Origin of the sequence: Stenotrophomonas sp. Bg11-02 (assembly GCF_002836635.1) — a bacterium.
GTDB classification, from domain to species: domain Bacteria; phylum Pseudomonadota; class Gammaproteobacteria; order Xanthomonadales; family Xanthomonadaceae; genus Stenotrophomonas; species Stenotrophomonas lacuserhaii.
In genome coordinates, this window is sequence record NZ_PJAY01000061.1 from 1 (window position 1) to 26,478 (window position 26,478).

The 26,478-nt window shown below is 67.3% G+C and carries 25 protein-coding genes; 11 read left to right on the top strand and 14 right to left on the bottom strand.

Going from position 1 to position 26,478, the window contains the following annotated elements; translation table 11 throughout:
• Positions 1-196 precede the first annotated feature (196 nt).
• Entirely contained in the window at positions 197-2,314 is a 2,118-nt protein-coding gene (locus CXG43_RS11860) for a M13 family metallopeptidase (protein WP_101100135.1), read from the bottom strand.
• Between the two features lie 305 nt (positions 2,315-2,619).
• On the opposite strand from CXG43_RS11860, the gene CXG43_RS11865 reads away from it, so the two are divergent.
• From CXG43_RS11865 to CXG43_RS11875, 3 genes are all read left to right on the top strand, one after another.
• The gene (locus CXG43_RS11865; RefSeq protein ID WP_101100136.1) at positions 2,620-5,577 is read left to right on the top strand and encodes an EAL domain-containing protein; all 2,958 of its coding nucleotides are present in this window, start codon (positions 2,620-2,622) and stop codon (positions 5,575-5,577) included.
• Positions 5,578-5,768: 191 nt separating this feature from the next.
• On the top strand, positions 5,769-6,578 hold the full coding sequence (locus CXG43_RS11870; protein ID WP_101100266.1) for a class III extradiol ring-cleavage dioxygenase: 810 nt from the start codon (positions 5,769-5,771) through the stop codon (positions 6,576-6,578).
• Positions 6,579-6,693: 115 nt separating this feature from the next.
• A complete protein-coding gene (locus tag CXG43_RS11875) occupies positions 6,694-8,340 on the top strand; it encodes a Na+/H+ antiporter (protein WP_101100137.1) in 1,647 nt (548 codons plus the stop codon).
• 108 nt (positions 8,341-8,448) lie between these two features.
• Here the strand turns inward: CXG43_RS11875 and CXG43_RS11880 are convergent, their stop codons facing one another.
• A complete protein-coding gene (locus CXG43_RS11880; protein ID WP_042612769.1) occupies positions 8,449-8,700 on the bottom strand; it encodes a DUF3297 family protein in 252 nt (83 codons plus the stop codon).
• Positions 8,701-8,847: 147 nt separating this feature from the next.
• Between CXG43_RS11880 and CXG43_RS11885 the strand changes: the two genes are divergently transcribed.
• On the top strand, positions 8,848-9,390 hold the full coding sequence (locus CXG43_RS11885) for a hypothetical protein (RefSeq protein ID WP_042612770.1): 543 nt from the start codon (positions 8,848-8,850) through the stop codon (positions 9,388-9,390).
• Between the two features lie 21 nt (positions 9,391-9,411).
• On the opposite strand, the gene CXG43_RS11890 is transcribed toward CXG43_RS11885, so the two are convergent.
• The 7 genes from CXG43_RS11890 to CXG43_RS11920 form a co-directional block, all read right to left on the bottom strand.
• On the bottom strand, positions 9,412-9,690 hold the full coding sequence (locus tag CXG43_RS11890) for a DUF4031 domain-containing protein (protein ID WP_042612771.1): 279 nt from the start codon (positions 9,688-9,690) through the stop codon (positions 9,412-9,414).
• A 17-nt stretch (positions 9,691-9,707) separates the two neighbouring features.
• Positions 9,708-10,226 (bottom strand): hypothetical protein, encoded by a 519-nt coding sequence (locus CXG43_RS11895; RefSeq protein WP_101100138.1) that lies wholly within the window; start codon positions 10,224-10,226, stop codon positions 9,708-9,710.
• Between the two features lie 63 nt (positions 10,227-10,289).
• The gene (gene motB, locus CXG43_RS11900; RefSeq protein ID WP_101100139.1) at positions 10,290-11,252 is read right to left on the bottom strand and encodes a flagellar motor protein MotB; all 963 of its coding nucleotides are present in this window, start codon (positions 11,250-11,252) and stop codon (positions 10,290-10,292) included.
• Positions 11,253-11,255: 3 nt separating this feature from the next.
• Complete coding sequence (motA, locus tag CXG43_RS11905) at positions 11,256-12,110, bottom strand: flagellar motor stator protein MotA (RefSeq protein ID WP_101100140.1); 855 nt, start codon at positions 12,108-12,110, stop codon at positions 11,256-11,258.
• A 100-nt stretch (positions 12,111-12,210) separates the two neighbouring features.
• Positions 12,211-12,678 carry a peptide-methionine (R)-S-oxide reductase MsrB gene (gene msrB, locus CXG43_RS11910; protein WP_042612775.1) on the bottom strand — a complete coding sequence of 156 codons (468 nt, stop codon included), beginning with the start codon at positions 12,676-12,678 and terminating at the stop codon, positions 12,211-12,213.
• A 160-nt stretch (positions 12,679-12,838) separates the two neighbouring features.
• On the bottom strand, positions 12,839-13,210 hold the full coding sequence (locus CXG43_RS19595; RefSeq protein WP_157825044.1) for a hypothetical protein: 372 nt from the start codon (positions 13,208-13,210) through the stop codon (positions 12,839-12,841).
• A gap of 645 nt (positions 13,211-13,855) precedes the next feature.
• Positions 13,856-14,335, bottom strand: coding sequence for a winged helix-turn-helix transcriptional regulator (locus tag CXG43_RS11920; RefSeq protein WP_042614952.1), 480 nt, complete (start codon positions 14,333-14,335; stop codon positions 13,856-13,858).
• Between the two features lie 149 nt (positions 14,336-14,484).
• Between CXG43_RS11920 and CXG43_RS11925 the strand changes: the two genes are divergently transcribed.
• Positions 14,485-15,771 (top strand): D-amino acid dehydrogenase, encoded by a 1,287-nt coding sequence (locus CXG43_RS11925; RefSeq protein WP_101100141.1) that lies wholly within the window; start codon positions 14,485-14,487, stop codon positions 15,769-15,771.
• Entirely contained in the window at positions 15,771-16,847 is a 1,077-nt protein-coding gene (gene alr / locus CXG43_RS11930; protein WP_101100142.1) for an alanine racemase, read from the top strand. Before CXG43_RS11925 ends, alr begins: the two co-directional genes overlap by 1 nt.
• An 82-nt stretch (positions 16,848-16,929) precedes the next feature.
• On the opposite strand, the gene CXG43_RS11935 is transcribed toward alr, so the two are convergent.
• Positions 16,930-17,514, bottom strand: coding sequence for a DUF3016 domain-containing protein (locus CXG43_RS11935; protein ID WP_101100143.1), 585 nt, complete (start codon positions 17,512-17,514; stop codon positions 16,930-16,932).
• Positions 17,515-17,805: 291 nt separating this feature from the next.
• Between CXG43_RS11935 and CXG43_RS11940 the strand changes: the two genes are divergently transcribed.
• Entirely contained in the window at positions 17,806-19,746 is a 1,941-nt protein-coding gene (locus CXG43_RS11940; RefSeq protein WP_101100268.1) for an ATP-binding protein, read from the top strand.
• Between the two features lie 45 nt (positions 19,747-19,791).
• Here the strand turns inward: CXG43_RS11940 and CXG43_RS11945 are convergent, their stop codons facing one another.
• Positions 19,792-20,055, bottom strand: coding sequence for a hypothetical protein (locus tag CXG43_RS11945; RefSeq protein ID WP_042614947.1), 264 nt, complete (start codon positions 20,053-20,055; stop codon positions 19,792-19,794).
• A 163-nt stretch (positions 20,056-20,218) separates the two neighbouring features.
• On the opposite strand from CXG43_RS11945, the gene CXG43_RS11950 reads away from it, so the two are divergent.
• The 3 genes from CXG43_RS11950 to CXG43_RS11960 are packed head-to-tail and all read left to right on the top strand — an operon-like array spanning position 20,219 to position 22,652.
• The gene (locus CXG43_RS11950; RefSeq protein WP_101100144.1) at positions 20,219-21,277 is read left to right on the top strand and encodes a class I SAM-dependent methyltransferase; all 1,059 of its coding nucleotides are present in this window, start codon (positions 20,219-20,221) and stop codon (positions 21,275-21,277) included.
• Positions 21,274-21,975, top strand: coding sequence for a pseudouridine synthase (locus CXG43_RS11955; protein WP_042614945.1), 702 nt, complete (start codon positions 21,274-21,276; stop codon positions 21,973-21,975). Before CXG43_RS11950 ends, CXG43_RS11955 begins: the two co-directional genes overlap by 4 nt.
• Entirely contained in the window at positions 21,972-22,652 is a 681-nt protein-coding gene (locus tag CXG43_RS11960) for an HAD family phosphatase (protein WP_101100145.1), read from the top strand. The genes CXG43_RS11955 and CXG43_RS11960 overlap by 4 nt, the downstream gene beginning before the upstream one ends.
• 97 nt (positions 22,653-22,749) lie before the next feature.
• Here CXG43_RS11960 and fabB read toward each other — a convergent pair whose 3' ends face one another.
• Both fabB and fabA read right to left on the bottom strand, forming a co-directional pair.
• The gene (gene fabB, locus CXG43_RS11965; RefSeq protein ID WP_101100146.1) at positions 22,750-23,961 is read right to left on the bottom strand and encodes a beta-ketoacyl-ACP synthase I; all 1,212 of its coding nucleotides are present in this window, start codon (positions 23,959-23,961) and stop codon (positions 22,750-22,752) included.
• Positions 23,961-24,476 (bottom strand): 3-hydroxyacyl-[acyl-carrier-protein] dehydratase FabA, encoded by a 516-nt coding sequence (gene fabA, locus CXG43_RS11970; RefSeq protein ID WP_042614942.1) that lies wholly within the window; start codon positions 24,474-24,476, stop codon positions 23,961-23,963. Before fabA ends, fabB begins: the two co-directional genes overlap by 1 nt.
• Positions 24,477-24,669: 193 nt before the next feature.
• Between fabA and dinB the strand changes: the two genes are divergently transcribed.
• Complete coding sequence (dinB, locus tag CXG43_RS11975; protein ID WP_101100269.1) at positions 24,670-25,755, top strand: DNA polymerase IV; 1,086 nt, start codon at positions 24,670-24,672, stop codon at positions 25,753-25,755.
• Positions 25,756-25,790: 35 nt separating this feature from the next.
• Here the strand turns inward: dinB and CXG43_RS11980 are convergent, their stop codons facing one another.
• The gene (locus CXG43_RS11980; protein ID WP_101100147.1) at positions 25,791-26,429 is read right to left on the bottom strand and encodes an NAD(P)H-binding protein; all 639 of its coding nucleotides are present in this window, start codon (positions 26,427-26,429) and stop codon (positions 25,791-25,793) included.
• Positions 26,430-26,478 lie beyond the last annotated feature (49 nt).

Consider the following 26,478-nt stretch of genomic DNA (forward strand, 5'->3'; position numbering starts at 1 on the left):
ACGACAGAGGGGACGAAGACGCGTAAGAGCGTCGGCAGCGTCGGATGGATATAAGGGACAGGGTGTTGAAGGTGTGGCCTGGGGGAGGGCGTGACGACTGACAGTCGTCACCCACCAGGCCGGATCACCCACCAGCCTGGATCACCCACCAGCCCGGATCACCCACCAGCCCGGATCACCCACGCAGGCCTGCTGCTTACCAGACCTTGACGCGCTTTTCCGGTGCCAGGTACAGCTTCTGGCCTTCCTTGACCTCGAAGGCGGGATACCACGCATCCAGGTTGCGCACGGTCAGCGCACGGAACTGCCCCGGCGCGTGCACGTCGGTCAGCAGGGAATTGCGCAGTGCCTGTTCGCGGCTCTTGCTGCGCCATGCCTGGGCAAAGCCGAGGAAGAAGCGCTGGTCCGGGGTGAAGCCTTCCAGCGTTTCGCCCGGCTTGCCCTGCAGCGACAGCTGGTAGGCATCGTAGGCGGTGCCGAGGCCGGCCACGTCGGCGATGTTCTCGCCCAGCGACAGGCGCCCGTTGACGTGCACGCCGGGGAACGGCTCGTAGCTGCTGAACTGTGCCGCCAGCGCGTCGCCGGCCGCGTTGAACTTCTCCAGGTCCTGCGGCGTCCACCAGTTGTGCAGGCGGCCGGTTTCATCGAACAGTGCGCCGGCGTTGTCGAAGCCGTGGCTGATTTCATGGCCGATCACCGCACCGATGGCGCCGTAGTTCACTGCATCGTCGGCCGCACCGTCGAAGAACGGCGGCTGCAGGATGGCGGCCGGGAACACCAGGCGGTTTTCCAGTGGCACGTTCATCGCATTGATGGTCTGCGGCAGCATCGCCCACTCGCCGTGGTCCGGCGCCTTGCCCAGCTTGGCCAGATTGCGCTGGTATTCGAACTGCTCGGCGCGCTGCGCGTTGCCGAGCGGATCATCGCGCTTGATCTCCAGGCCGCTGTAGTCACGCCAGCTGTCCGGGTAGCCCATGCCGACCTTGAGCCCGGCGACCTTGGCCTTGGCGCTGGCCTTGGTCTGCGGAGACATCCAGTCCAGTGCATCGATACGCTTGCCGAAGGCGGCGATGATGTTCCTCGCCATCTCGTCGGCACGTTCCTTGGTCTTCGCATCGAAGTGCTTTTCCACGTAACGCTTGCCGATGGCCTCGCCGATGGCATGGTTGGCATCGTCCACCGCGCGCTTCCAGCGATCGCTCTGCTGCGGGGTGCCGCTCAGCGCGGTGCCATGGAAGGCGAAGCGCGCATCGGCGAACTTCTTCGGCAGGTAAGGGGCTGCGCGGTCAAGCGCGTGGAAGGTCATGTAGTCCTTCCAGGCCTCCAGCGGCTCGGTGGCGACCAACCGCGACAGGCCGGCCACAGCCTTCGGCTGCCACACGATGAAGTCCTGCTGCTGCGACAGTCCGGACGCTTCGAGGAACGCAGCCCAATCCATGCCGGGTGCCTTGGCGCTGAAGTCTTCGCGGCTCCACGGATTGGCACCCTTGGCCACGTCGTTGGTTTCTTCCTGGGTGGCGTGCGCCTTGGCGATCTTGGTTTCCAGGGCGACGATGCGCTGCGCCTTGGCACCTGCATCGGCAACGCCGGCCAGGGTCAGTACCTGGCCGATGTATTCCTGGTACTGCCGGCGCAGCTCGGCCATGCGGCCATCGCCGAGGTAGAAGTCACGGTCCGGCAGGCCCAGGCCGCCCTGCACCAGGTAGGGCGCGGTGCGTGCCGGCTGCAGCAGGTCCACCGATACCCACAGGCCGAACAGGCGGTCGGTATAGAAATTGGTGGCATTGAGCAGGTCCACGTCGGCGCGCACGTCGGCACCCAGCGCCCGCGCCAGGGCGGCCTTGTCGGCCAGTGCGTCGATCGCCTGCAGCTGCGGCTGCACCGGCGCCAGCCCGCGCTGTTCAATCCCGGCTTCGTCCATGAAGGCGGCGTAGTAATCGCCGATCAGCTTGTCTTCGCCGCTGGCCTGGGCGTTGTTGGCGGCGCCTTCCAGGATGGCGCGGGTGTCGGCCTGGGTCTTCTCGGCGATCACGTTGAAGCTGCCGAAGCGCGAACGGTCGGCCGGGATTTCGGTGTTCTTGACCCAGGTGCCGTTGGCGAAATCAAAGAAGTTGTCGCCGGCGGCGATGCTGCGGTCCATGCCGTCGGCGTCGAAACCGAAGCTGCCCAGCTGCGGCCTGGGCGCCTGCTCGGCCGCTGCCTGCTGTTGCGCAGCGGGCGCGCTGGGCGGGGTGTCGCCGCTGCACGCAGCCAGCGAAAGGGACAGGCTGGCGGTGATCGCCAGCAGCAGGGGAGCGCGACGCAACGTAGGCATGAAGTACTCGGGCGACGGGAAACCGCCAGTCTAATCCCTGCTGGTGGGCCTGGTTGCAACGTCAACCGTACCGAAACCGGGCGCGGCGTGTGCCGGACCTGGCTGAACAGGCGCGGGCACTCTTCCTGTCGTCATCGGCCTGATGCATGCTGCACGACGGGGCCGGGAGGAAGCGCGTTCGACGTGGTACCCCCGGAGAGTGGACAGCACGGTCAAGAAAGCCGATCCGCGGCCGCTTAGGTCTGGATCACAGGAAAACGTTAGCGAATGAGAGCACCAGGCCACCACAGCCGACGTTGCCATCGATGGCCGCACTGAGCCGCATGCTGGTTCGGCCGCAGCGTGCCCTGTTGTGGGGTGGAATGCTGCTCGGCCTGCTGTTCGCCGCCGGACTGGCGACGATGCTGGCCAGTGACTTCCAGCGCAGGCAGGACGTTGCCCAGCGCCAGAGCCGCACCTTGGCCGTGGGCAGCCAGCGCCTGCTGTGGCTGGAAATGCGCAACCTGGAACGGGCGATGCAGGGCGTCGGCGCAGACGCAGCGCAACTGTTCCGCAGCGTGCCCGGACAAGCACCGGAGCTGCTGGACCAGAACATCGCCGGCGTGCTGCACCGGCATGCCGAGCTGGACAGCATCGTGGTGGTGGACCAGCACGGCCGCGCGCTGACCAGCGGCGTCGGCGACCTGCAGCTGCCGCTGTGGGTGGACGGGCAACGGCGTGGCAGTGGTAGTGACCTGTACCTGGGGCCGCCGCAGCGACGCGACGGCTTGAACTGGGTGCTGCCGTTGGCCCTGCAGCTGGAACAGGACCGCTGGCTGCTGGTGCGCCTGCATACCAGTGAGCTGCAGCGGATCATCGGCGGGCTGGATATCGGCACGCGCGGGGTGGTGTCGATCAGCGATGTGGAAGGCCATGTGCTGGCGCGCTCACCGATGGACGGCAACGTGGTGGGGCAGCGCTTCGGGCTGGCCCACCGCGAGGCGCTGGGCAGTGACGCGGTGCGTTCGCTGGGCGTGGAAACCAGCCCGGTCGACGGGGTGGCACGCATATCGGCGATGAGCACGCTGCATCAGTATCCGCTTGCGGTGTATGCCGGGCTGGGCCATCGCGAAGTGCTGGCCGCATGGTGGCCTTATGTGTACGCCTCGGTGGCGATGTTCCTGCTGTACTGCGGGCTGCTGGCCGGCCTGGTGTGGGGCGTCGGCCGCGCAGCGCGGCGCCAGCATGTGCTGGCCGAGGAACTGCGCACCGGCCACGCCGAGCTGCTGCTGGCCCATCAGGTGGGCCATGTCTGCACCTGGCACGTGGATGAAGATGCCTGCCAGCTGCACTGGTCGCCGCTGGCTCGGGAGATCTTCGGCGTTGACGTCGATGCGCTGCCGTTGTCCGAGTTCTTCCAGCGCGTGCACCGCGAAGACGGCGTGCGCATGCAGGCGGCATTCGACCGGGCATTCGCCGGTGATGCGGTGCTGGACGAGGTGTTCCGCATCGTGCTGCCGGGCGGCGACGTGCGCTGGGTGTCCGCACGCGGTCGGCGGGTGATGATCGGCGATCGCCAGCGTCGGATGATCGGTGCGATGACCGACATCAGCGAACGCTACCTGGCACGCGAGCGCGCCGACCAGGCCGAACGCCAGTTCCGCCTGCTATTCGACCGCAATCCGGCGCCGTTCTGGGTGTTCGACCCGGATACGCTGCGCTTCCTGGAGGTCAACCAGGCCGCGGTCAGCCAATACGGCTATGCGCGCGAAGAATTCCTGGCGATGAGCATCCTGGACATCCGGCCGCGCGAAGGCTGGGAAGAGATCCGCAGGGCGATCGCTGAAGCCCGCATCGGCGAGGTGCAGGACGCGAAAATCCGCCTGCACCAGCGCAAGGACGGCACCGTGTTCGAGGTGCGGGCGCATCTTTCGCGGCTGGATTTCGATGGACGCGCGGCCTGTCTGGTGCTGGCTGAAGACGTGAGCGAGCGGCTGGCCTACGAGCGCGAGCTGGCCTACCACGCCAGCCACCATCCGCAGACCGGCCTGCTCAATACGCGGGCGTTGGCCGAAGCGCTGGACGAGTGCGGCGAAGGCTACACGGTGGCCTTCATCCAGTTGCGTGGGCTGCGGCTGATCTCCGATGCGTTGGGCAATGACATCGGTGATGCGGTGCTGCAGGCGATGGCCACGCGGCTGGGCGGACTGGGCGCGCGGTTTGGCTGGTTGGCCTTCCAGCCGGCTGAAGACTTCGTGTTTGCCTTCAGCGATGCCCACGATGCGCAGAACGCGCTGGATGCGCTGGTGCAGATCGTGTCCGAGCCGGTGCGCGGGCAGGACTCGCTGCACCAGTTCGAGCCGAGCATCGGCGTGGCCGTGCACGCGCCGGGTGATGGGCTGCTGGCGGCGCAGGTGGTTGGCATGGCGGCGCAGGCCGCGCACAGCGCGCGCGCCGAAGGCGATGTGCTGGCGCGCTTCGACCCCAGCGTCAATGCACGCCTGGCCGAGCGGCTGCGACTGGCCGGCCGTATCCACAACGCCATCGATGCTGAATTCGAACTCTATTTCCAGCCGATCTGCCACGCCAGCGACGGTACGCCGGCCGCGCTGGAGGCGCTGCTGCGCTGGCCACAGGCCGATGGCAGCTTCATCCCGCCGGGCGATTTCATCCAGCTGTGCGAAGACACCGGGCTGATCCTGGCGCTGGGGCGGTGGGTGATCCGTGCTGCCGCGCAGGCCCAGCGGCAACTGGTGGATGCCGGCTGGGCCGACCTGCCGATCGCGGTGAACGTATCGGCGGTGCAGTTCTTCAATAGCGACCTGGTCGGCGAGTTCGGCCGCGCGATGGAGGAGTTCGGGCTGGCACGCGGTGCGTTGCAGGTCGAGCTCACCGAGAGCAGCCTGATGCGCAAGCCGGCCCAGGCGATGCAGACCATGCAGCGGTTGCACGAACAGGGCATCTGCGTGTCGCTGGATGACTTCGGCACCGGTTTTTCCAGCATGTCCTACCTGCAGCACCTGCCGCTGGACATCCTGAAGATCGACCGCAGCTTTGTCGCCGATGTGGAGATCAATCCGCGCAATGCCTCGATCTGCCGCGCGCTGTTGTCGCTGGGCCACAGCATGGGCCTGACCATCATCGCCGAAGGCGTGGAGACGCCGGGCCAGCTGCAGTGGCTGGCCGCGCACGGCTGTGACCAGGTGCAGGGCTACCTGCTTGGCCGGCCGGCGCCGCTGAAGACGGTGATCGAGCGGCTGGACGCGGTGGAAGTGGTTCTGTAGCGCCGGGCGATGCTCGGCCGAATGCCTGCACCGCGCGGAGCGCTCGCCGAGCATGGCTCGGCGCTACCGTTCGAAGCTGGCCGCAAAGGTGTCCATTGTTTCCGTTCCTGCAACAAACCGGCTCGGTGCAACGTATTTTTCGCGCGGGCCGCTGGCACTAAGCTTGAGCGATGTCCTATCAGGAGTCCGCCGTGCGCCGCCTGCCCAGCCTGTACATCTCGCATGGTTCGCCGATGACCGCGCTGCAGCCCGGACTGGTCGGACAGCGGCTGGCCGAACTGGCGGCCGATCTGCCACGCCCACGCGCCATCGTCATCGCCAGCGCGCACTGGCTGAGTACGCAACCGCTGGTGGGCGCGCATCCGCTGCCGCCGACGATCCATGATTTCGGCGGCTTCCCGGAGGCGCTGTATCGCCTGCAGTACCCGGCGCCGGGTGCGCCGGAGCTGGCGGCCCAGGTGCAGCAGCTGCTGCTGGATGCCGGCCTGCCGGCGCGCCTGGATCCCAGCCGCGGGCTGGATCACGGCGCCTGGGTGCCGTTGCGTTTCCTGTTCCCGGACGCTTCCATCCCGGTGGTGCCGCTGTCGCTGCAGCCGCAGCTGGGTCCGGCCCATCAGCTGGCGCTGGGCAGGGCGCTGGCACCGCTGCGCGAACAGGGCGTGCTGCTGGTGGGCTCGGGCAGCATCACCCACAACCTGCACGATTTCCGCCGTTACCAGGACGGCAAGGAAGCGCCCTACGTGCGGCCGTTCATCGGCTGGGTGGAGCAGCGCCTGGCCGCTGACGACGTGGATGCCCTGCTCGATTACCGGGCCCAGGCGCCGGGTGCCGTGCAGGCACATCCCAGCGATGAACATCTGCAGCCGCTGCACTTCGCCATCGGCGCGGCAGGGGAGGGCGGACTGGGGGCACGGCGCATCGATGCGGGCATCGATGCAGGCATGCTGGCGATGGATCTCTACCGCTTCGACGGGGCCGGCGGTTTGCTGTCGCCCCGCTGAGTCCGCTCGATGCAGGCGTGGGCCTGATCGCCGTGGTGTGCTAGTTTTTTCCGGTCACTGGCGCCTTGGCCGCATGGCCATCCTTCCCCCGTTGGCGCCGTCATCTGGATGATGCATGCACACCATTGAAGTGGTCCTGGCGATGCTGGTCGCCGTCGTGGCCAGCGGTTACCTGGTCCGCGTACTGCCGTTTTCGTTGCCGTTGCCGCTGGTGCAGATCGCGCTGGGCGCGGTGATCGCCGGTGTATTCAACCGCGGGCACGCGCTCGACCCGGACATGTTCTTCCTGCTGTTCCTGCCGCCGCTGCTGTTCCTGGACGGTTGGCGCATCCCCAAGCAGGGGCTGTTCCGCGACAAGGGCGCCATCCTGGAACTGGCCTTCGGGCTGGTGGTTTTCACCGTGATCGGCGCCGGCCTGCTGATCCACTGGATGATCCCGGTGATGCCGCTGGCGGTGTGCTTCGCGCTGGCGGCGATCATTTCACCGACCGATCCGGTGGCGGTGGGCGCGATCGCGTCGAAGGCGCCGATCCCCAAGCGGCTGATGCACATCCTGGAAGGCGAATCGCTGCTCAACGATGCCTCCGGCCTGGTCTGCTTCCGCTTCGCGGTGGCTGCGGTGATGACCGGTTCGTTCTCGCTGGCCACCGCCTCGATGACCTTCCTGTGGGTGGCTGCGGCCGGGCTGGCGGTCGGCGTGGCGGTGACCCTGGGGGTGTCGACCTTCCAGCGTTGGCTGTGGCGCCGCTTCGGCGAGGAGCCGGGCGCGGCGATGCTGGTCAACCTGCTGATTCCCTTCGCGGCCTATCTGCTGGCTGAAGAGGTCAACGCATCGGGCATTCTCGCGGCAGTGGCGGCGGGCATCACGATGAGCTATGTGGAGCTGACCGGCCGCGTGTCCGGCAGCATGCGCGTGCAGCGTTCGGCGGTGTGGAACATGCTGCAGTTCAGCTTCAACGGCATCATGTTCGTGTTGCTGGGTGAACAGCTGCCGGGCATCGTGGAGCGTGCCGTGGCCACGATGAGCGAGAGCGGCCACCAGAGTCCGTGGTGGCTGGCGGTGTACGTGATCGTGATCAACCTGGCGCTGATCCTGCTGCGCCTGCTGTGGGTATGGCTGTCGCTGCGCTGGAACCTGCTGCGCGCGCGGCGTCGCGGCGACGAGCAGCGCCAGGCGCCCAACTGGCGCATCGTGGTGGCGACCTCGGTAGCCGGCGTGCGCGGGGCGATTACCCTGGCCGGCGTGCTGACCCTGCCGTTGTTCCTGCCCAGCGGCGATCCATTCCCGGCGCGTGACCTGGTGATCTTCCTGGCCGCGGCGGTGATCCTGTTCTCGCTGGTGGGCGCCAGCGTGGCCTTGCCGCAGTTGTTGAAAGGCCTGCAGTTGCCGGCCGATTCGGGCGAGCGCAAGGAAGAGGACGTAGCGCGCAAGCTGGCATCCAAGGCGGCGCTGGCCGGGGTGGAGCGGATGCGCCAGCAGCTGGTGCAGAACCAGACCACCGACAACGTGCAGCTGTACAACGATGCGGCATCACGGGTGAGCCTGCTGTACCAGCGCAACCTGGAAAAAGAGCATGGCCCGGATGCGGATCCGGAAAAGGTCAGGCGGATGGAACGCGGCTACCGCCAGCTGCGCGGCGCCGGGCTGAACGCCGAACGCGAGGAGCTGTTCCGGCTGACCCGTCGCGGACTGATCTCCGATGAGATATCACGCAAGCTGATCCGCAACCTGGACCTGCTGGAATCGCGGCAGAGGGAGTGAGGGGCATGCTGGCGGTAGCGCCGAGCCATGCTCGGCGGCTCTTGCCGCGGTGCCTGACACAGCCCGCCGAGCATGGCTCGGCGCTACCGCAGGCCCGTCCAGCAGGCCTCAGGCCTGCGGCTTCAGGTCGAGGTAGCGCACTTCGACACTGCCCTTGATCTTCAGCGTCATCGGGTTGCCGCGACGGTCGCGCGCCTTGCCCGCCTGCACGCGGATCCAGCCTTCGCTGACCGAATATTCTTCGACATCGGTGCGCTCGACATCATTGAAGCGCACGCCGACGCCGCGCTCCAGCGCCTGCGCATCGTGGTGGGGGCTGGCCGGGTTGATGGCCAGGTGGTCGGGAGGCGTATCGCTCATTTCAGCTTCACTGTGACGGCCACCAAGGCCGGCTTCATGGGGTGAAGGATACCTGTACGCGGCGCGCGACCCAACGCCGATGCTTCCGGCGGCGGCCGCAAGGCCTCAGAATGCGTGCCACAGCACCGTACCCGCAGGACCACGACCATGCCCGACAACAGCGATTATTTCGACTTCGAAGAAGACGCCCACGACTACGACGAGGACGATTTCGAGGCGCGTGCATGGAACCTGCTGGTGCTGATCAATCCCGGCGACGAAGAGCTGGCGCTGGCCCAGTTCAACCGCTGGCGCGAGCTGCTGGCCGAACAGGGCGAGCCGTTGGAGCCGGACAGCGACTGGATCCCGCCGTTGTTCACCGCGATCGGCTGGCAGAGCGGCTTCGAGGTGGAACGCGATGACCTGGAATCGCTGATGTCGGCGGTCAACGAGCTGTCGGCGCGCTTCAACCTGCAGGTGGACTGGGGCGGCGACCTGGACGACGAAGACTTCAGCATCGGGCTGGATGGCGTGCAGCTGATGTCCACCGCCTTCGACCGCCTGCGCGAGAACAATTACACGCTGTGGAGCGTGGATGCCGGCAGCGACGGCTTCACCGGCTGGATGGCGCTGACCCGCGACGACGACGCGATGCTGGCGCTGTGTTCGCTGCTGAACGTTGAAGTGCGGCTGGGCAGCGATCCGTTCTGACCGGGCCGGATCCTGTGCTCGCTACTCGGGCTGGTACTGCGCGCGGGCGTTGGCGATCACCGCCTTGACCCGTTCGCGATCGGTATGCCGGGAAATCGGCTGCGCGCCGAGCGCGATCGCCTGTTCGCGAAGGGCCACGGTGACGTCGTAGTGCGCGCCGCTGGACTTGTTCTGGAACGCGCGACGCGGGATGCCGAGCTGCGCCGCCATGGCATGCAGCTCGGCCAGGGTGTCGGCCATCAGGTGGGCCCAGCGCTGTCCGCGCCAGGCCTGTACTGCGTCGTCGACGTAGACCGTCACCGGGGTCCGGAGGCCCTTCAGGCCTTCGGCTTGTCGTCAGCGTCGGCGTCGGCTTCGGCTGTGGTTTCCGCTTCTGCGTCTGCCGGGGCCTCGGTGGCTGCCTCGGCGTCGGTGACGTCCTGTGCAGCCTCGCCTTCGGCGGCGTCTTCGGCATCGATGTTGTCGAACTCGGCGGCCAGCTGGTCCAGGTACGCATCGGCGTCCAGTTCCTTTTCGGCAGCCATGACCTTGATCAGCTCGCCCAGGCCTTCGGAGTACTGCAGGTCGACCTTGCGGCCTTCCTTGCCCTGCACGTTGGCCAGGTGCTTGAGCATGGCCAGCATCGGCATCGGATCATCCGCGTTGCCCATGGTCTGGCCGCCGATCGACAGCAGCCACTGGCGGCCCTGCAGGCCGATGGCCGCGACCACCTGGCCTTCTTCGTTGGTCAGCACGGCGTGGTTCTGCACCTGCTGCTGGTCGCTCAGGCGGGCGAAGGCGCGCTTGGGCTGCTGCTTCTTGCGCTTGTCGCGCTTGGCTTTGGAGAGCTTGGACATGGTGGGAGCCTGCAAAAAGGGAAGACCGCCATTGTAATGGCCCAGCGCAGGGCGCGCTTGGCGCTACGGCGCGGCGTCACCCACCACGGCCGGCACCTGCGCGGCCTGCACGTCCGGATCGGCCACTGCGGGCGACAACGCGACCGGGGAGCCGGCGCCTGCCAGCGCAGAAGCTTCGGCATCCCGGGTCATCACCACGATGCTGATGCGGCGGTTGATCGGGTTGGCCGGGTTGGTCTTGTCGAACAGCACCGAAGAGGCCAGCCCGACCACGCGGGTGACCTTGGCCTCATCCAGTCCGCCGTCCACCAGCGCGCGGCGGGCCGCGTTCGCGCGGTCGGCGCTGAGTTCCCAGTTGCCGTAGCCGTGCTGGGTGCTGTACGCGGCGGTGTCGGTGTGGCCGGTCAGGCTGATCCGGTTCGGCACGTGGTTCAGGTAGTTCGCCAGTTCGCGCAGGATCGTCTGCGTATACGGCTTCAGTGCCGCCCCGCCGAGGTCGAACATCGGCCGGTTCTGCTTGTCCACGATCTGCACGCGCAGCCCTTCCGGGGTCAGGTCGAGCAGCAGCTGGTCCTTGAACGGTTCCAGCGCCTGGCTCTTGCTGATGGCCTCGGTGAGTTCCTGCATCAGCGCTTCCAGCTGTTTCTTTTCCTGCTGGCGCGAGTCGGGGTCGACGGCCTTGGGAATGCTTTCCTGCTGGTTCTGGAAGGGATCGTTGCTGGTGCCACGGCTGACATCGGCCGCCCCGCCCAGCTTGATCATCGAGGTGCTGGCGCCACCCGGCCCGGCCATGCCCGGTGCCGGCGTACTGCTGGTGCCCGACAAGGGGCTGGGATTGCGGAAGTATTCTGAAATGGCGCCGCGCTCGGGCTTGCTGGTGGACGCCACCAGCCACAGCACCAGGAAGAAGGCCATCATCGCGGTGACGAAGTCGGCGTAGGCCACCTTCCACGAGCCGCCGTGGTGGGCGGCGTGGCCCTTCTTCTTGACCCGGCGGACGATGACGGTGGGCTTGGTCTCGCTCATGGCTTACTTGACCGTCTTGAGGTGCTGCTCGAATTCGGAGAACGCCGGGCGCACGTCGGACGGCAGCGTCTTGCGGGCGAATTCCAGCGCGATCTTCGGGTTGTAGCCGCGCAGGCAGGCCAGCAGAGCGGTCTTCACCGATTCGTAGATGCGGCTGTCCTGCTCGGCGCGCGCTTCCATTGCCGCGGCCATCGGGCCGACGAAGCCGTAGCCCAGCAGGATGCCGAGGAAGGTGCCGACCAGCGCGCCGGCCACGTGCGCGCCGACTTCTTCGATCGGGCCACCGATCGAACCCATGGTGATCACGATGCCCAGCACCGCCGCCACGATGCCGAAGCCAGGCAGGCCGTCGGCCACCTTGGTGATGACCTGCGACGGCGCCAGCGCTTCGGCATGGTGCTTGTCCAGCTCCAGCTCCAGCAGCGGTTCCAGTTCGTGCGGTTCGATGTTGCTGCCGATCATCAGGCGCAGGCAGTCGGTGATGAAGTCGACCAGGTGGTGGTCGGCCTGGACCTTGGGGTAGTTGGCGAAAATGGGACTTTCGCCGGGCTTCTCCACGTGGTCTTCCAACGACATGAAGCCTTCGCGGCGGGCCTTGTTGAGCAGCTCGTACACCAGGCTGAGGACGTCGATGTAGTCCTGCTGCTTGTAGCGCGGGCCCTTGAACACGGCCACGCTGGCCTTCAGGGTCTGCTTGACGGTCTTTGCCGGGGTGCCGACCAGGAACGCACCCACGGCGGCGCCACCAATGATCACCAGCTCGTAGGGCTGCCAGAGCGCGCCCAGTCGTCCGTGGGCGCCGAGATAACCACCGAGCACGCTGGCGATGACGACGAGGAAGCCGATGAGGATGAGCATGGACGCGACGCAGGGAGAGGGGGTATCTCCCTAACGGCGCGTTCACGCGGTTTCTGAAGAGGCAATATGTGAAATCCGTCGGCGGGCCTGCCGCCGCGGATCAGCCGGCGGGTTCGGCTTCGGCACCGCCCCGCTGCAGTGGATCGTCATAGGACGCGCCGTTCTCCGTGAACGAAAGTGAGACGGAGTTCAGGCAGTGGCGCTCGAAGGTGGGCGGCGGGCCGTCCGGGAAGACGTGGCCGAGGTGGCTGCCACAGCGGGCGCAGGTGATCTCGGTGCGGATCATGCCGTGGCTGATGTCGCGGATCTCGCGCACGTGTTCGGGGGCGAACGGGGCGAAGAAGCTGGGCCAGCCGGTGCCGGAATCGAACTTGGTGCTGGAGCGGAACAGTGGCAGGGCACACAGCCGGCAGCAGTAGACGCCATCGCGTTTGTTGTCGAGGAACACGCCGCAGAACGGCGCTTCGGTGCCGTGCTGGAGCAGCACGCGGGCTTCGTCGGGGCTGAGCGAGGATTCCAGTGCCTGGCGCTGCGCGTCGGTCGGGGGCGTGAGGTCGAAGGCGCTCATGCGGTATCTCCTGGGGGATGCCTGCGGAGATGGGGGCGTGGGGCCGGGCATGCAAGCGGGGTGGACAGCGCACGGAGTGCCTGCTGGCGGGGCGCGGCCGGTTGGCGGGGGCTTTGTTCATGGCAGGCACACGGGAGGCGGCGCACGCTGCGCTGAACTACTACCGGGGGGCTGCCATGAAGCGTTCATTGATCCTGCTGTCTGCGTTGCTGGTGCCGGCGCTGGCGTCGGCGCAGTTGGCGTCGCCGTCCAGCCCGACGGCGACCCGCAGTGCGACCACGGTGCGGCCGCCGCCACCGCCGCCGGCTCCACAGCCGCCGCGCGTGGTGCAGCCTTCGCCGCCGTCGCCGGTGCAGGCCCCACGACCGATTGCCAGCCCGCCGCCAGCGGCGGGGCCGATCCGCAGCACCGGGCCGGCGAAGGTGGTGGCGCCGCCGGCGAGCACGGCCCCGGCGAAGGTGTATGACCGCGACGGGCGGATCATTCCGGGGGTGAAGCCGGCGGGGCCGAACCGGGTGTTCGATTCGCGCACGGGGCGGTATCACGACAGCGTGCCGCAGGGTGCTGACGCCAGGATCAAGCCGTAGGGTTGGGTTTGTTTGTTTGTTTGTTTGCCGGGCTGCGCCCGGCATTTGCCTTTCAAGCCAGAGCCAACGTCAACGTCAAGAGCTGCAGGGCTGCTGCGTTGGCGGGGCGGGGTGGGTTCGTGGGAATCGCCGCAAGTACGTCCCTGTAGGCTCGCCATCCGCATCCATGCGGATGAGCGTTCCCACGAACCCACCCCGCCCCACCTTCGACAGGTCCATGGCGGCCATGGAACCTTCGGTAGCGCCGACCCATGGTCGGCGGCTTTGGGGGGAGGGATTTGATGGTTTCCGCCGACCATGGGTCGGCGCTACCAGAGCGCCCGTGTGGTGTCGGGTGGAGGGAGCCCCTGAGTCAGGGGCGGCCGCGAAGCGGCGGGGTGTGGGTGTCGGTGAGACGGGGCCCACGGTTTGCACAGCAAAGCGTGGGAGCGGCAGCGCGAATGCGATGACGTGTACCCGCGCCATGGATGGCGCGAAACGAGGCCCGCATGGATGCAGCTTCTGCCGTCCCCCGCACAGCCCCACCGCCCGGCCCAACCCAGCTGCGGCAACAAACAACACCCGCGAGGGGGCCTCACCCGTTCGACCGCTCAGTCCGGGATCGGCAGGCTCCAGGTCTCCTTGACCTCTTCCATCACGATGTAACTCTTGGATTCGCGCACGTGCGGCAGGGTCAGCAGGGTGCTGCCCAGCAGCTTGCGGTACGAAGCCATCTCACTGATGCGCGCCTTCAACAGATAGTCGAAATCGCCGGAGACCAGGTGACATTCCAGCACGTTGGGCAGCTTCAGCGCGGCGCGTCGGAACTCTTCGAAGATGTCGCCGGATTTGTAGGCCAGGCTGATTTCAACGAACACCAGCAGGCTCGCTTTCAGTGCGCTCGGATCCAGGTGGGCGTGGTAGCCGGTGACCACGCCTTCACGTTCCAGGCGGCGTACGCGCTCGGTGCATGGCGTGGTGGACAGGCCGACGCGTTCGCCCAGCTCGGTGAAGGAGATCCGGCCTTCGGCCTGCAGGATCCTCAGGATTTTCCTGTCAATTTTGTCCAGTTCGCGGGTGCGGGTGGCCACGGTGTCGCCCTGTGCAGATGGTTTTCAGTGAAATATGCTGCCCCGCTTTCATAAAACGCGCAAATTCGCTGGATCAGGCTGACTATACTTGTCTGATTATGGTCCCGGCGTGCTCCTGCGCAGGGAATTGATCGGGTTGGAGAGGTCTCATGCGCGTTCTCATCCTCGGCAGCGGCGTCATCGGCACCACCAGTGCCTGGTACCTGCGCCAGGCCGGTTTCGAAGTCACCGTGCTCGATCGCCAGCCGGGACCGGCACTGGAGACCAGTTTCGCCAATGCCGGGCAGCTGTCGTTCGGCTACACCTCGCCGTGGGCGGCGCCGGGCGTGCCGAAGAAGGCGATCGGCTGGCTGTTTGAAAAGCACCCGCCGCTGGCGATCCGTCCGGGCATGGACCTGGCCCAGTACCGCTGGCTGTGGCAGATGCTGCGCAACTGCACGCAGGAACGCTATGCGATCAACAAGGCGCGCATGGTGCGCATGTCCGAGTACAGCCGCGACTGCCTGAACCAGCTGCGTGCCGAGACCGGCATCGACTATGAAGGGCGTGACCTGGGCACCACCCAGTTGTTCCGTACCCAGCAGCAGCTGGACGCTTCGGCGCAGGACATCGAGGTACTGGCGCAGTATGGCGTGCCGTACGAAGTGCTGGACCGTGCCGGCATCATCGCCGCCGAACCCGCGCTGGCCCACGTTGACGGGCTGGTCGGCGCGCTGCGCCTGCCGCGCGACCAGACCGGTGACTGCCAGTTGTTCACCCGCCGGCTGGCCGCGATGGCGGCCGAGGCCGGCGTGGAGTTCCGCTACGACGTGGATATCGCCGGGATAGAGCACGAAGGTGACCGCATCACCGGCGTGCGCGTGGACGGCAAGCTGGAAACCGCGGATCACTACGTGGTGGCACTCGGCAGCTATTCGCCGGCGCTGGTGGCCCCGCTGGGACTGGACCTGCCGGTGTATCCGCTGAAGGGCTACTCACTGACCCTGCCGATCACCGACCCGGCGATGGCGCCCACCTCGACCATCCTGGACGAAAGCTACAAGGTGGCGGTCACCCGCTTCGACAACCGCATCCGGGTCGGTGGCATGGCCGAAGTGGCCGGCTTCGACCTGTCCCTGTCGCCGCGTCGCCGGCAGACGCTGGAGCTGGTGGTGCGTGACCTGTACCCGAAGGGCGGCGACCTGTCGCGAGCCGAGTTCTGGACCGGACTGCGCCCGGCAACCCCGGACGGCACGCCGGTGATCGGCGCCACGCCGTTGCGCAACCTGTTCCTCAACACCGGACACGGCACCCTGGGCTGGACCATGGCGTGCGGGTCCGGCCGTTACCTGGCCGATCTGATGAGCGCGCGCCAGCCGCAGATCAGCACCGAGGGCCTGGATATCTTCCGCTATGGCGGCAAGCGCGCTGCGGACGCGCACGCGGGGCGCCGCTGATGCGCCCTGCACGTGCGTTGATCGACCTGGATGCGCTGCGTAGCAACTACCGCCTCGCGCGCGAGCTGGGCGGTGGCAAGGCGTTGGCGGTGGTCAAGGCCGATGCCTACGGCCACGGTGCGGTGCGCTGCGCGCAGGCGCTGCAAAGCGAAGCCGATGGCTTCGCGGTGGCGACCATCGAAGAAGCGCTGGAACTGCGTGCGGCCGGTATTTCCGCCCCGATCCTGCTGCTGGAAGGCTTCTTTGAAGCCAGCGAGCTGCCGTTGATCGCCGAACACCGGTTGTGGACCGCCGTGGGTTCGCCGTGGCAGGTCGAGGCGCTTGCCGCCTTCGACAGTCCGCTGGCCCTGACGGTATGGCTGAAGCTGGACAGCGGGATGCATCGGCTCGGGCTGGACGTGGATGCCTTCCGTGCCGCACATGCACGCCTTTCCGCGCTGCCGCAGGTCGGTCGCATCGTCATGATGACCCACCTGGCGCGTGCCGATGAGCTGGACAGCGGACGCACCCACGAACAGGCGGCGGTGTTTGCAACGGCCACGGCCGGGCTGGCCGGCGAGACCAGCATCTGCAATTCGCCTGCGTTGCTGGGCTGGCCGGATGTGCGCAGTAATTGGGTGCGTCCGGGCCTGATGCTGTACGGCGCCAACCCGTTGGCGGTTGATTCCACGGTGACCGCGCGCCTGCGCCCGGTGATGAACATGCGTTCGAAGGTGATCGCCGAGCGCTGGATCGAAGCAGGCGAGCCGGTCGGCTACGGCGCACGCTTCGTGGCCAGCCAGCGAACCCGGGTGGGCGTGGTAGCGATGGGTTATGCCGACGGCTATCCGCAGTTCGCGCCGAACGGCACGCCGGTGGTGATCGACGACCAGCCGGGTGTGCTGATCGGCCGGGTGTCGATGGACATGCTGACCGTGGATCTCACCGCACTCCCGCAGGCGGGCGTGGGCAGCGAGGTGCAGCTGTGGGGTGGGCAGGCGCTGAGCCTGGCCGAGCTGGCGCCGCGTTGTGGGGTCAGCGCTTACCAGCTGCCGTGCGCGGTGAAGCGCGTGCGCCGGGAGTATGTTGAGGGGTGAGGGGAAGGGGAGAGCGTAACGACCAACGGTCGTCACCCTCATCACCCACCAGGCCTCGGCCGTCACCCACCCGCCTGGATCGTCATCCAGCGGATGGGGTGGCGGCGATCCGCTTGGCCAGGTCGCGGCGCACCCAGTCGTCGATCAGCTTCTTCTCGTAACGCAGTGGGTCACTGCTGCTCTGCATGCCGGTGCTGCCGTGCAGGAAGCCGGAATCGCGCAGCGCGGCTTCGCCCTGGTCCAGCACCCGGCCGCCCGCGTCCTTCAGTGCGTACTGCAGGGTGATACGCGGCGGGTAGATGTCGCGCATGATCCGGATATCGCTGGCACGCGGACCGTGCCACGGTTCGAAATCGCCTGCGCGCTTGATGTCGACGAAGGTGATGTCCAGCGTCTGGCCGGGCTGCAGGGTCTTCTCTGCGGTTTTGCGCGCGTACTCGGCCAATTGATGAACCCAGTTGCCGCGCTCGGCCTCGAAGCGGTTGGTGCTGTTGCGCAGCTCGGTGAAGGTTTTGGGGTCGTTCCACTGCACGCTGACCGGGCCGGACGCTTCAAGCGCGCGCGGCGCCTGCGGATCGGTCACGGTGCGCGGGGCGGCCAGTGCGGCACCGGCGGAAGTGGCGAGCAGGACTGCCAGCAGCAGGCTGCGTAGTGAAAGGCGGCTCATGGCAGGCTCCTGCGCCGTGTGGCAGCGCTGTAAGTGTGGCCCCCAGTGTGGTCCTGCCTGGCGCGCCGGACAAGCTGCACTCCAGCACGCCCGGGCATGCGCTTACGGGAAGTTCATCACGCCGGACATGACGCCCGGCGCTTGACGCTGCGAATACGCAGTCTGGACCATGCTGTATGTATTGCTACCCAGTGGCCCAAGCCCTTGTCCCCTGTGAATTCGACCCTGGAAGCCCTGCCCGCACACGCCGCCGCAGGTGGCGCAAGCCTGTACCAGCACGCGCTGGAGCGCATGCACGCGGGCTTCTGCGTGATCAAAGTCCTCTTCGACGAGCAGGACCATCCCGTTGACTATGTGTTCCTGGAAGTCAATCCGGCGTTCGAACGCCATACCGGGCTGGTGGATCCGATCGGGCGGCGGATGAGCGAGCTTGAACCCAACCACGAGAAGGACTGGTTCACCATCTACGGGCACGTAGCGCGTACCGGTGAGGCGACGCAGTTCGAACTGGAGGCCAAGGCGCTGGGCCGCGCCTATTCGGTCGATGCCGTGCGGGTGGGTGCCGAGGGCGATGACACGGTCGCGGTGCTGTTTTTCGATGTGAGCGCACGCAAACGGATGGAAGGCGAGCTGGGCGAAAGCGAGGCGCGCTTCAGTGCCCTGGCAGACGGCCTGCCGATGCCGGTCTGGGTGCTGGATGAGCAGGGTCACTCGCGTTTCGTCAACAGCGCCTTTACCGAGTTCTTCGGCGGTGATGAAAACCGCGTGCCGGAAGATGTCTGGCGCGGGCTGGTGCATCCCGATGATGCTTCGGTGTTCGAGCACGAACTGCGCGGCGCGTTGAGTGCGCAGCGCTCGATGAATGCCCTGGTGCGTGCCCGGCGCGCCGACGGCGAGTGGCGCTGGCTGGAAATGAACGCCCGGCCGCGTTTTTCGCGCAATGGGCACTTCGTCGGTTTGGCCGGCAGCAGCCCGGACGTGACCGAACGACGCGATATTGAATTGGCACGCGAAGAGCTGCTGCAGTCCGAGCGCACCGCGCGCGCCGCAGCGGAAAACACCGCGCGGCTGAAGGACGAATTCCTGGCCACCCTGTCCCACGAGCTGCGCACGCCGCTGACCACCATCCTGGGCTGGAGCGAGCTGCTGCTGCAGCGGGTGGAACCGGACAGTCCACTGCGCAAGGGCCTGGGCGTGATCGCCAGCAGCGCCAATGCGCAGAAGCGGCTGATATCGGACATGCTGGACCTGAGCAGCATGCTGCTGGGCAAGGTACAGCTGGAAGTGGAAGTGCTGGACCTTGCCGAGCAGCTGCGCCAGGCAATGGGCGCACAGGAGCTGGTCGCCGAGGGCAAGGCGCTGGACGTGACCGTGGACGTGCCGGACCGTCCGTGCCTGGTGCTGGGCGATGCCACCCGGATGCAGCAGGTGCTGTGGAACCTGCTGTCCAATGCGATCAAGTTCACCCCGGCCGAAGGCTCGATCATGCTGCGGCTGGAGGACCTGCCGGAGGGCTGGCAGGTGACGGTGCAGGACAGTGGCGATGGCATCGCACCGGAGTTCCTCAATCACCTGTTCGGCCGCTTCCGCCAGGCCGATGGCACCACCACCCGCCGCCATGGCGGGCTGGGGCTGGGCCTGGCCATCGTGCAGCAGCTGGTGGAACTGCACGGCGGCACCGTGGCGGCGGCCAGCGAAGGCCATGGCTGCGGCGCGACCTTCACCGTGCGCCTGCCGCGCTACTCGCCCGACCAGGGCTCACGACCACTGCGAGAAGTGATCAGCGGCGGCCCGATCATCGAGCGCATCGTCGAACCGTACCCGCTGCGCGGCCTGCATCTGCTGGCGGTGGAAGACCAGGTGGAAGTCCTTGAGTACCTGCGTCGCATGCTGGAAGAGCAGGGTGCAGCGGTCACCTCGGCATCGTCTGCCGGCGAAGCGCTGGCGCTGCTGGACGAGAACCGGCACCAACGCTTCGACGTGCTGCTGACCGATATCGGCATGCCCGGAATGGACGGTTATGGACTCATCCGCACGCTGCGCGAGGACATGGGCGTGGACGCCGATGCGCTGCCCGCGGTGGCGGTAACCGCGCTTGCCCGCGCTGATGACCGGCGTCGCGCACTGGCATCGGGTTTCCAGGAGCATGTGGCCAAGCCGTATTCGGTGGCCCAGCTGGTGGCGGCGGTACGCCACGTGCAGGCCAGCGGCGAACGCACCGCCCTGCATTGACCTGGCTGAAGCAGTGAGCCGGGGACCGCCCGGCCCACGCATGAATCAGTGTTCGAACAAGGAAGCCTCGGCCTCGAAACGGCGCTCGTAGGCACGTTCATCGGCGACCCGGCTGACTTCCTCGTCCGTGATGTCCGGAGCCCCGTAGACCGCATAGGCCACGGTCCCATCGCGGGTCTTGCCGACCTGGTGCAGCCGGTAGCGGGAGTGGCCGCCACCGGTGTCCTCCGGGTAGTGCACCGGGGGCTGGCTGCCCTCCAGGTCCATTTCGCTGTTGTCGACCACGCCACCGACGAACAAGGCACGCATTCGATATCTCCAGAGCTGGGATGGGTCCTCTTACCCTGACCGCTGGGACGTTCGGGCGGCATCAAGGGGATGTTCGGTTTTCGCAAAGCGGTCCGGCACGGGGGCGGTGGCGCCGAGCCGGTACAATGGACGCCCCCTGAAGATCCCAAGGCTTACGTGCCCGATGGCCGCCCGCGACGACGCTCCCCTGCAGACCCTGTTCCTGCCGCTCTCCCAAGGCCTGCTGCGCTGGCCGGAAGGCCCGGTCGCCTTCCTGCGGGCGCGTGACGGCTGGCCGCTGCGCGAACAGGCGCAGGGCCGCGAAGTGGTCTGCGAGCAGAGCTTCGCCCCGTTCGCCAAGGCGCTGGAATCGGCCGGGCTGGAGGTGTCCGCCGAGCTGGGCGCTGACCAGGCGGGCCGTTTCGGGCTGGTGCTGGTGCTGCCGCCGCGCCAGCGCGACGAAGCCCGCGCACTGTTCGCCCGCGCCCTGCAGCTGGTGGCGCCGGGTGGCACCATCGTCGCCTGCCAGCACAACGACGAGGGCGCGCGCTCCGGCGAGGGCGACTTCAAGCAGCTCACCGGCCTGGGCGGCAGCCTGACCAAGAACCACTGCCGGGTGTACTGGAGCGCGCCGGCGCAGGGCCAGCACGATGTCGAACTGGCCAGCCGCTGGGCGAGCCTGGACGCCCCGCGCAGGATCCTCGGCGGACGCTTCACCAGCCGTCCGGGCGTGTTCGCGTGGGACCGCACCGACCCGGCATCGGTGCTGCTGGCGGAAAACCTGCCAGCCGACCTGGCCGGGCGTGCCGCCGACCTCGGCGCCGGTTACGGCTACCTGTCGCGTGAGCTGCTGGAGCGCTGCCCGAAGATCACCGCACTGGACCTGTACGAGGCCGAAGGCCGCGCGCTGGACCTGGCACGGGTCAACCTGGCCGAGCCGCCGCGTGCGCTGCCGCTGCAGTTCCTGTGGCAGGACGTGACCGCCGGGATCGAGCCCGGCTACGACGTGATCATCAGCAATCCGCCGTTCCATACCCCTTCGCGCGAGAACCGCCCGGACATCGGCCAGCGCTTCATCGCGGTGGCGGCGCAGGCGCTCAAGCGCGGCGGGCGCCTGTTCGTGGTGGCCAACCGCCACCTGCCGTACGAGAACGTGCTCAACGACAGCTTCGGCACGGTGCGGGTGCTGGCCGAACGCGATGGCTTCAAGCTGCTCGAGGCGGTGCGCGGAGGCAGCCGGTGAAGCTGGTCAAGCTGATCGCCAACCTGGGGTACGGCAGCCGCAAGCAGGTGCAGTGGATGTTCCGCGAAGGACGCATCACCGATGCCGATGGCGAGGTGCTGTATGCCGACGACCAGGTGGCCCATGAAGCGATCCGCGTCGATGGCGAGCCGCTGGATCCGCCGGTCGGGCTGACCATCGCGCTGTACAAGCCGCGCGGAGTGACCTGTTCGATCAAGGACAAGGGGCGGCTGGTCTACGACCTGCTGCCCTCGCGTTTCCGCGACCGCGACCCGGTGCTGTCCACGGTGGGCCGTCTGGACCGCGATACCAGCGGGCTGCTGCTGATGACCGATGACGGTGGCCTGCTGCACCGGATCATCTCGCCGAAGTCCAAGCTGCCCAAGGTGTACGAGGTGGAGCTGGCCGAGGACCTGCGCGGTGACGAGGTGGCGCTGTTCGCCAGTGGCACGCTGATGCTGGAATCGGAGAAGACGCCGCTCATGCCGGCCGAGCTGGACGTGCAGGGGCCGCGCAACGCGCGCCTGGTGCTGCATGAAGGCCGCTACCACCAGGTGCGGCGCATGTTCGCCGCGACCGGCAACCACGTCCAGGCCCTGCATCGCAGCGGCGTGGGTGGGCTGGGCCTGGAAGGACTGGAAGAAGGCCAGTGGCGCCAGTTGGCGGCTGCCGACCTGGAGACCCTGTTCGCACCGTGAGCACGATCCCTGCCTTGCCGTTCCGCCCGGATGCGGTGATCTTCGACATGGACGGGCTGATGATCGACAGCGAACGGGTGTCGATCGCGTGCTGGAGCGAGGCGGCGCTGACGCTGGAGATCGCGTTGCCGGAAGGCTTCTTCCTTCACATGGTTGGGCTGGGCGAGCGGGATTGCCTGCAGCTGCTGCAGCGTCACATCGACGACGGCGCGCGCATCGATGCGCTGCTGGCGCACTGCCACGCGCTGTACGACGCGCGCACGCATGACGGCCTGCCACTGCGTCCGGGCATCCTGGAACTGCTGGAACTGCTGAAGGAGCACCGTGTACCCCGCGCGGTGGCTACGTCGACGCGGCAGCCGCGCGCCAGCCGCAAGCTGGCGGCCAGCGGCCTGCTGCACTACTTCGACACGGTGGTGACCAGCAGCGACGTGCAGCATCCCAAGCCGGCGCCGGACATCTACCTGCTGGCCGCACAGCGGCTGGGCAAGGAGCCCACGCACTGCCTGGCACTGGAGGATTCACCGACCGGGACGCGTGCTGCCTTGGCCGCGGGCATGACCACCATCCAGATTCCCGACCTGGTGCATCCGGATGCGGCGGTGCGCGCGCTGGGGCATCGCATCGTGGAGTCGCTGCATGATGTGCGCGCGCTGCTGCTGCCGCTGTTGAGGTAGCGCCGAGTTCTGCTCGGCGAGCGCAGCGGCGAGGCTGACGGCCAGCGGCCGTCACCTACCGGGGCAAGAGCAACAGCATGACGGCCAGCAGCCGTCACTACATCATCCGGCCGAACACCAGCGCGGCGTTGGTGCCGCCGAAACCGAAGCTGTTGGACATCACCGTGTCCAGCTTCTGCTCGCGGCTTTCGCGCACGATCGGGAAGCCTTCCACCTTCGGATCCAGTTCGGTGATGTTGGCCGAACCGGCGATGAAGCCATCGCGCATCATCAGCAGGCAGTAGATCGCCTCATGCACGCTGGCAGCGCCCAGTGAATGGCCCGACAGCGCCTTGGTCGAGGACAGCGGCGGGATCGATTCGCCGAACACTTCGCGGATCGCGCCCAGTTCGGTGACATCGCCCAGCGGCGTGGAGGTGCCATGGGTGTTGAGGTAGTCCAGCGGACGGTCGACCTTTTCCATCGCCATCTTCATGCAGCGCACCGCGCCCTCGCCGGACGGGGCGACCATGTCGGCACCGTCGGAGGTCACGCCGTAGCCGATCAGCTCGGCGTGGATGGTGGCACCGCGCGCGATGGCGTGGTCGTAGTCTTCCAGTACCAGCATGCCGCCACCACCGGCGATGACGAAGCCGTCGCGGTCCTTGTCGTACGGACGCGAGGCGGTGGCCGGAGTCTCGTTGAAACTGGTCGACAGCGCGCCCATCGCATCGAACATCACGCTCATCGACCAGTGCAGGTCTTCACCGCCGCCGGCCAGCATGATGTCCTGTGCGCCGTGGCGGATCAGGTCGGCCGCCGCACCGATGCAATGCGCGGAGGTGGCGCAGGCCGCCGACAGCGAATAGCTCAGGCCCTTGATCTGGTAAGCGGTGGCCAGGCAGGCCGAGACCGTGCTGCACATCGTGCGCGGCACCATGTACGGGCCGACCTTGCGCACGCCACGGCTGCGCAGGATGTCAGCCGCTTCCACCTGCCATTCGCTGGAGCCACCGCCGGAACCGGCGATCAGGCCGGTACGCGGGTTGCTCACCTGTTCCGGGGTCAGCCCGGCATCGGCGATGGCATCGCGTGCGGCGATGTAGGCGAAGGCCGAAGCATCGCTCATGAAACGCTTCAGCTTGCGGTCGATCTGCGCATCCAGGTCCAGGTCGACGCGGCCGCCGACCTGGCTGCGCAGCCCGGCTTCGGCGTGGTCTGCCAGGTAGGTGATGCCGGCCTTGCCGGCGCGCAGGTTGGCCGACACCGTGTCCAGGTCGTTGCCCAGGCACGAGGTGATGCCCATTCCGGTAATGACGACGCGACGCATCAGAAGTTCTCGGTGGAGGTGAAAAGACCCACGCGCAGATCCTTGGCGACGTAGATTTCGCGGCCATCCACCAGCATGCGGGCGTCGGCCTGGGCCATCACCAGCTTGCGGTTGATGACGCGGGTGATGTCGATTTCATAGCTGACCAGCTTGGCGTCCGGCAACACCTGGCCGGTGAACTTCACATCGCCACAGCCCAGCGCACGGCCGCGGCCGGGTGCGCCCAGCCAGGTCAGGAAGAAGCCGGTGAGCTGCCACATCGCATCCAGGCCCAGGCAACCGGGCATCACCGGATCGCCGATGAAATGGCAGTTGAAGAACCACAGGTCCGGACGGATATCCAGTTCGGCGCGTACCATGCCCTTGCCATGCGGACCGGCGTCGTCGCGGATGTCGGTGATGCGGTCGAACATCAGCATCGGGTCGTTGGGCAGGCGCCCGGCGCTTGCGCCGAACAGTTCACCGCGGGCGCTGGCCAGCAGCTGGTCGCGGTCGAACGCGTGGAGACGAGTCATGGAAAGCACGATCCTGGAAGCGAAGAACGGAAGATCAAGCGCCCGAGGATGCATGACAGCACAGGTCGCGATCAAACTTTTCCACCGTACGCCCGCGTAGTGTCTGCCGCTGAAAACGCGCATCCTGTTGATGTGCAACGACCATACTTCGGCGTGTGGCCCACCCGGGCCGAATGCCTTCTTACCACCCATGATGAGGACTATGCGCAAGATCATCCACGTTGACATGGACGCCTTCTACGCGTCGGTGGAGCAACGCGACGATCCGTCCCTGCGCGGCCGGCCGGTGGTGGTGGCATGGCGTGGCGCGCGTTCGGTGGTGTGTGCGGCGTCCTACGAGGCGCGGGTGTTCGGCGTGCGTTCGGCGATGCCGGCGTTGCGTGCCGAGCGGCTGTGTCCGGATGCGGTGTTCGTGCCGCCGGACTTCGCACGCTACAAGGCCGTTTCCCGGCAGGTGCGCGAGATTTTCCTGCGCCATACCGACCTGGTGGAACCGTTGTCGCTGGACGAAGCGTACCTGGATGTCACCGTGCCGAAATCCGGGATCGCGCTGGCGACCGACATCGCGCGCGAAATCCGCGCGCAGATCCGCGATGAAACCGCGCTGACCGCCTCGGCGGGCATCGCGCCGAACAAGTTCCTGGCCAAGATCGCATCGGACTGGCGCAAGCCTGATGGCCAGTTCGTGGTGACCCCGCAGCGCGTGGATGCGTTCCTGCTGCCGCTGCCGGTGAAGAAGGTGCCGGGCGTGGGCAAGGTGATGGAAGGCAAGTTGGCGGCGCGTGGCATCGTGACCTGTGGTGACCTGCGCAGCTGGTCGCTGGCTGCGCTGGAAGAGGCCTTCGGCAGCTTCGGTCGCAGTCTGTACAACCGTGCCCGTGGTATCGACGAACGGCCGGTGGAGCCGGACCAGCAGGTGCAGTCGATTTCCTCCGAAGACACCTTCGCCGAGGATGTTCCACTGGACGCACTGGCGCCGGCGATCGCCCAGCTGGCGGAGAAAACCTGGAACGCCACGCGCAGGACCGACCGCACCGGGCACACGGTGGTGCTGAAACTGAAGACCTCGCAGTTCCGCATCCTCACCCGCAGCTACACGCCGGAACGCGCACCGGAATCGATGGAGGAACTGCGCGACATCGCCCTGGCGCTGCGCGAGCGCGTGGAGCTGCCGCCGGACACGCTGTACCGCTTGGTGGGCGTCGGCCTGGGCGGCTTCCGCGAGCGCGAACCGGTGCTGCAGGGCGACCTGTTCCAAAAAGGGGACGGAGGGAATTAAGCGAACTTAATTCCCTCCGTCCCCTTTTTTGGGTTTCAGTACGCGGCGGTGATGATCTGGCGCGGGTGGGCGTGGGTTTCCAGTTCTTCCACGAACGCGGCGGCGTAGTCGGCGTAGCTGATGCGGCTGTGGCCTTCGGCGTCAGCGAGGAAGGTGCGGGCCTGCACGCGATACTGCGCGCGCTCTTCGCCCGGGCCGATTTCCGCGGCCGGCGAGAAGAACGTCCAGTCGATGTCCTGCACGGCCTGGAGCTTCTTCAGCGCCTCGCGTGCGGCCAGTGCAAACGGCTTGTAAGCGGCCGGGAAATCCGGGGTATCCACCAGCTGCACCCCCGGTGCGACTTCCAGGCTGCCTGCACCGCCCACCACCACCAGGCGCGGCACGCCGGCCTGGCGCGCGGCTTGGAGCAGCTGCCCGGCAACCACCGCGATCTGGCCGATGTCATCGCCCGGGCGCGGACCGTAGGCACTGGCCAGCACATCGTGGCCGGCAATCACGGCCGCCAGCGCGGCACCGTCATCCAGCGGGGCGATGGCCAGCGCGGCGCCGTCCAGTTCGGCGGGCAGCTGTTTCTCACTGCGTACGATGGCGGTGACCTGATGGCCGTTGGCCAGCGCATGGCGGGCGATCTGGCGGCCGATGTTGCCGGTGGCACCGACAAGGGCGATCTTCATGGGGGGGCGTTCCGTAGCGGGGTGAGCGGTCACTGTAGGCGCCCGTACA

What these genes read in the sequence shown, in the direction of transcription:
- CXG43_RS11860 (WP_101100135.1), bottom strand. Translation starts at nt 2,314, where the DNA reads ATGCCTACGTTGCGTCGCGCTCCCCTGCTGCTGGCGATCACCGCCAGC.
- CXG43_RS11865 (WP_101100136.1), top strand. Translation starts at nt 2,620, where the DNA reads ATGGCCGCACTGAGCCGCATGCTGGTTCGGCCGCAGCGTGCCCTGTTG.
- CXG43_RS11875 (WP_101100137.1), top strand. Translation starts at nt 6,694, where the DNA reads ATGCACACCATTGAAGTGGTCCTGGCGATGCTGGTCGCCGTCGTGGCC.
- CXG43_RS11880 (WP_042612769.1), bottom strand. Translation starts at nt 8,700, where the DNA reads ATGAGCGATACGCCTCCCGACCACCTGGCCATCAACCCGGCCAGCCCC.
- CXG43_RS11885 (WP_042612770.1), top strand. Translation starts at nt 8,848, where the DNA reads ATGCCCGACAACAGCGATTATTTCGACTTCGAAGAAGACGCCCACGAC.
- CXG43_RS11895 (WP_101100138.1), bottom strand. Translation starts at nt 10,226, where the DNA reads ATGTCCAAGCTCTCCAAAGCCAAGCGCGACAAGCGCAAGAAGCAGCAG.
- motB (WP_101100139.1), bottom strand. Translation starts at nt 11,252, where the DNA reads ATGAGCGAGACCAAGCCCACCGTCATCGTCCGCCGGGTCAAGAAGAAG.
- motA (WP_101100140.1), bottom strand. Translation starts at nt 12,110, where the DNA reads ATGCTCATCCTCATCGGCTTCCTCGTCGTCATCGCCAGCGTGCTCGGT.
- msrB (WP_042612775.1), bottom strand. Translation starts at nt 12,678, where the DNA reads ATGAGCGCCTTCGACCTCACGCCCCCGACCGACGCGCAGCGCCAGGCA.
- CXG43_RS11925 (WP_101100141.1), top strand. Translation starts at nt 14,485, where the DNA reads ATGCGCGTTCTCATCCTCGGCAGCGGCGTCATCGGCACCACCAGTGCC.
- alr (WP_101100142.1), top strand. Translation starts at nt 15,771, where the DNA reads ATGCGCCCTGCACGTGCGTTGATCGACCTGGATGCGCTGCGTAGCAAC.
- CXG43_RS11935 (WP_101100143.1), bottom strand. Translation starts at nt 17,514, where the DNA reads ATGAGCCGCCTTTCACTACGCAGCCTGCTGCTGGCAGTCCTGCTCGCC.
- CXG43_RS11940 (WP_101100268.1), top strand. Translation starts at nt 17,806, where the DNA reads ATGCACGCGGGCTTCTGCGTGATCAAAGTCCTCTTCGACGAGCAGGAC.
- CXG43_RS11945 (WP_042614947.1), bottom strand. Translation starts at nt 20,055, where the DNA reads ATGCGTGCCTTGTTCGTCGGTGGCGTGGTCGACAACAGCGAAATGGAC.
- CXG43_RS11950 (WP_101100144.1), top strand. Translation starts at nt 20,219, where the DNA reads ATGGCCGCCCGCGACGACGCTCCCCTGCAGACCCTGTTCCTGCCGCTC.
- fabB (WP_101100146.1), bottom strand. Translation starts at nt 23,961, where the DNA reads ATGCGTCGCGTCGTCATTACCGGAATGGGCATCACCTCGTGCCTGGGC.
- fabA (WP_042614942.1), bottom strand. Translation starts at nt 24,476, where the DNA reads ATGACTCGTCTCCACGCGTTCGACCGCGACCAGCTGCTGGCCAGCGCC.
- dinB (WP_101100269.1), top strand. Translation starts at nt 24,670, where the DNA reads ATGAGGACTATGCGCAAGATCATCCACGTTGACATGGACGCCTTCTAC.
- CXG43_RS11980 (WP_101100147.1), bottom strand. Translation starts at nt 26,429, where the DNA reads ATGAAGATCGCCCTTGTCGGTGCCACCGGCAACATCGGCCGCCAGATC.